Here is a 3660-nt window from a genome sequence, read left to right on the forward strand (position 1 = left end):
ACGTTTCTTCAATCGCATCAAACATTTTCGTCGCGTCGTCACTCGTTGCGACAATCGCGGGCAACTATCTCGCCTTCGCGGTGCTTGCCTGCGCCTTTGGGCCGCCGGTGAGAATGTGAATAGGACCTAACAGGCTGTTGAAATTGGGAATGGTGTAAACGGGCTTTGTGGGCGGTGCGTTAGAGATAACGTGTTCATGGTCTTGGTCGGATGGGTGCGATGCGCGGAATGGACGAGATGCAAGAACCGCTGTTCACGACGGTGAAGCTGGAAGACTTCGTGCCGGCCGATCACCCGTTGCGGCCGCTGCGGCTGCTGGTCAATCAGGCACTGAAGCGACTCAATGGACTGTTCGGTACGATCTATGCCGACAGCGGTCGCGCGTCGATTGCGCCCGAGAAGTTGCTGCGTGCGCTGTTGTTGCAGGTGTTCTACTCGGTACGCAGCGAACGCATGCTGATGGAGCAGATGCGCTACAATTTGCTGTCCCGATAGTTCGTCGGCTTGGCCATCCAAGACGTCGTCTGGGACCACTCGGTGTTCTCGAAGAACCGCGACCGGCTGCTTGAGCATGAAGTGATCGAGGCGTTCTTTACCGAAGTCATGAGCTTGGCGGACAAGCAAGGGTTGCTGTCCAGAGAGCACTTCTCGGTCGGTGGCACGCTGATCCAGGCGTGGGCCAGTCACAAGAGCTTCCGTCCCAAGGACGGCTCGGACGATCCGCCGGCCGGCGGCGGACGTAATGCCGACACGGACTGGAAAGGCAAACGGCGCAGCAACGATACGCATGAGTCGAGCATGGATCCGGACGCCCGGTTGTTCAAGAAGAGCAAAGGTATGCCGTCCATCCTGTGCTACCACGGTCACATCCTGATGGAGAACCGTTCGGGCTTGGTGGTCGGTGCCGTGGTGAGCCATGCCGACGGCTTCGCCGAACGCGCCAATGCGTTGCGCCTGCTCGATTGCATGCCGGGGCGTCATGCCAAGACGCTCGGCGCCGACAAGGGCTACGACATGCGCGACTTTGTGCGGGACTGCCGTGCGCGCAAGGTGACGCCGCACGTCGTGCGCAATGACACGCGCATCAAGGCGGCAGCGCGATCGATGGCCGCACCTCGCGGCACGCCGGCTACCTATATTGAGGACATGGAAAAACGAGACATGAGATCGCTTCCTCGTGATGCACGTGAAGCACAGCGTCGACAGGTGATCGGGCTGCACGAGCGTGGGTGGGACTACGACGAAATCGCAGACCATACGAACCCGTCGCGTACAGATATTTGCAAACGCTATGTTCGCGAAGGTGCGGCTGGTTTGTACGACAAACCGAGTGGAGGGGCAGTGAATCCAAGCCGTGCCCTGAGCGAGCAGCGGGAAGTGGAAATTCGGGCGTGGTTTACCGTAGGGTTACACGCGTGGCGACGTAGGGAGGTCGCGATGGTCGATAATGGGCGCTTCGTTTTTCACTGGGGTCCGCGGATGAATCGATCGGCCGGCGCGGCGGTGCAGTTGTCTGGGTGTGGCCGCAAGCATCTTGCGGTACGGGCTTTGGCGGGCGGGCACACCATCAGTTCACTGGCCGATGGGCACCGCGTAAGCCGCAAATTCATTTGCCAGCAGAAGCACAAGGCCCGCGCTGCGCTGGATGATGCTTTCACGTCCGTGCCCGAGGCGGCCGAGCCGGTGCTGCGCACGCTGCCGGCCACCGCACGCTGGCGCTTCTGTCGCAGTAAGGCGGTCTGGTAAGCTTGGGTGATCGGAATTGAGGGGAAGTGAGCGATGCAGCAAGGCATGAAAGCGACCCTGAAACGATTGTTCCAGCGACTGCATTACCCGCTCGAGGTGATCCTGCAGTGCGTGCGCTGGTATGTTGCGTACCCGCTGAGTCTGCGCCACCTCGAGGAGATGATGGCCGAACGGGGTGCGGCGGTCGATCACTCGACGGTACATCGATGGGTCATCAAGCTACTGCCGGTGTTGGAAAAGGCGTTTCGGCAGCGCAAGCGTCCGGTCGGGAAAAGCTGGCGGATGATGGGCTTCAAGGATTTTCACTGCGCCCGCATCCTGCTCGGCGGCATCGAGCTGATGCACATGATCGCCAAAGGGAAGATGAAGGGCGATCGCAAGAACCAGACACCCGCCGAGCAATCTTATTCATTGGTCGCATAAGGAATCCTATTCAAATAAACATCCCCTTGGCCGATTGCCACTATCGCGACAGCCCCCAAAAAAATGCGGTTGCCAAAAACGGCAATCTTGAAACCGTTCGCCCCCCCGCTTCCACTGGCGCCATTACGCCGATCCGTGACAACAGGTTTTCGACCTCTCAGACAGGAGCCCAGAATGATTCCTATACTCCCCTCCGCCGCGCAAGTCTTCCCTTCCGTGGGGGATGGCGCGGCCATACCACTGCAGCAACGCGTGACCGAGCAAGTTCCCGCGGGGGTGCCGGTGCGGCAGGATTTCAACGACGATCCGCTTGCACAGGCATTTCTCGACGCGCTGAGGCAGTTGCCGGCAGGCGATAGTTCCAAGGATTATGCCGGCGCCGTCAGCAAACTGCTGCGGGAATTCGTTGATCCGAAAAGCGGCGAGAGCGCCTTCGTCACCTTGAGCGATCAAACTGCCATTCTGCAATACATTCTTGCCCAGATCAGATCGGATGATCCACTATACGCCCCCCTGCAGGCCACTCTGATTGGAACCAGCAACTTCCATTTTCAGATGACAAAATGGATGCAGGATGTTTGCATGTCGAATGGCAGCCCCAAGGAGTTCGAGGAGTGGTAAAGACGGCACTGCCACGGTGTTGATGCACTTCGGAGGTTAAGGCAATGCTGATTAAGTCGTAAGCACTCGACCAGCACAGTAGCGCAGGTCGTTGACGACGGGAGCGCGATGCTATCGGATGGGCTCGACGTGAGCAGTAGACGGCAGCGACGACGCCACGTTCCAGTGCAGCAGTTCGTCGATGCGGTTGATCTGATGGTCAGCGATGCGCTCAAGCACGTAGGAGATATACGGCTCGGGATCGAGGCCGTTCAGGCGCGCGGTGCCGATCAGGCTATACATCGCGGCAGCGTGTTCACCACCGGAGTCGGCGCCGGCGAACATGTAATTCCGTCTTCCGAGGGCGACACCGCGCAGTGCTCGCTCGGCGATCAGGTTGTCGATCTCCGCACGCCCATCGCTGCAGTAGTAGGTGAGCGCCGGCCAGCGATTCAGCGCGTACCGAATCGCCTTGGTCGTGTCAGATTTCGCTGAGAGTGTGGCGAGCGTCGCTTCGAACCAGCGTCTCATGCCGTCGAGTAGCGGTACAGATTGTGCTTGGCGCACACGTCCGCGTTCGTCGGGTGGCTTGCCTCGGATAGGCTTTGTTCGGCAGGGGTAGTTGCGCGGTAGCGTGAGGTCGAGTAGAAAGGGCCATTCGTGTATCTGACGGCGGTGGTGGACTGGGGCGAGTCGCAAGGTACTCTCGCACCGGGTCGCCATCACGCTGGAAGCCGTACACGCTGTCGAGGCACTGGAAGAAGCGTTCACCCGTTACGGGCTGCCGGACATTGTGAACACCGTAAGCCCCCGGCGAAGTCATCTTGAAGGCGGCCATCGAAAGCAAGGAGCATCGTGTCCATTAGAATTTTTGATGGACAGGTGTACATG

3 protein-coding genes and 2 pseudogenes are annotated in these 3660 nt (G+C 59.5%); 4 read left to right on the plus strand and 1 reads right to left on the minus strand.

What is annotated here, in order from left to right; all coding sequences use genetic code 11:
- Positions 1 to 237: 237 nt before the first annotated feature.
- The 4 genes and pseudogenes from ACPUER_RS36015 to ACPUER_RS36030 all read left to right on the plus strand — a co-directional run.
- Positions 238 to 543, plus strand: a pseudogene (locus ACPUER_RS36015) (transposase); the annotation flags it as partial.
- Entirely contained in the window at positions 538 to 1746 is a 1209-nt protein-coding gene (locus ACPUER_RS36020; protein ID WP_425133489.1) for a transposase, read from the plus strand. The pseudogene ACPUER_RS36015 and the gene ACPUER_RS36020, both read left to right, overlap by 6 nt.
- 33 nt (positions 1747 to 1779) lie before the next feature.
- On the plus strand, positions 1780 to 2169 hold the full coding sequence (locus ACPUER_RS36025; protein WP_425133487.1) for a hypothetical protein: 390 nt from the start codon (positions 1780 to 1782) through the stop codon (positions 2167 to 2169).
- 174 nt (positions 2170 to 2343) lie between these two features.
- The gene (locus ACPUER_RS36030) at positions 2344 to 2790 is read left to right on the plus strand and encodes a hypothetical protein (protein WP_425133488.1); all 447 of its coding nucleotides are present in this window, start codon (positions 2344 to 2346) and stop codon (positions 2788 to 2790) included.
- Between the two features lie 111 nt (positions 2791 to 2901).
- Here the strand turns inward: ACPUER_RS36030 and ACPUER_RS36035 are convergent.
- Positions 2902 to 3369, minus strand: a pseudogene (locus tag ACPUER_RS36035) (IS66 family transposase); the annotation flags it as partial.
- Positions 3370 to 3660 lie beyond the last annotated feature (291 nt).

The sequence above is a fragment of the Burkholderia sp. DN3021 genome (assembly GCF_049805555.1).
In the GTDB taxonomy this organism is placed as follows: Bacteria; Pseudomonadota; Gammaproteobacteria; order Burkholderiales; family Burkholderiaceae; genus Burkholderia; species Burkholderia pyrrocinia_C.

Coding starts and splice junctions, on each gene's coding strand:
- ACPUER_RS36025 (WP_425133487.1), top strand. CDS start 1,780: ATGCAGCAAGGCATGAAAGCGACCCTGAAACGATTGTTCCAGCGACTG.
- ACPUER_RS36030 (WP_425133488.1), top strand. CDS start 2,344: ATGATTCCTATACTCCCCTCCGCCGCGCAAGTCTTCCCTTCCGTGGGG.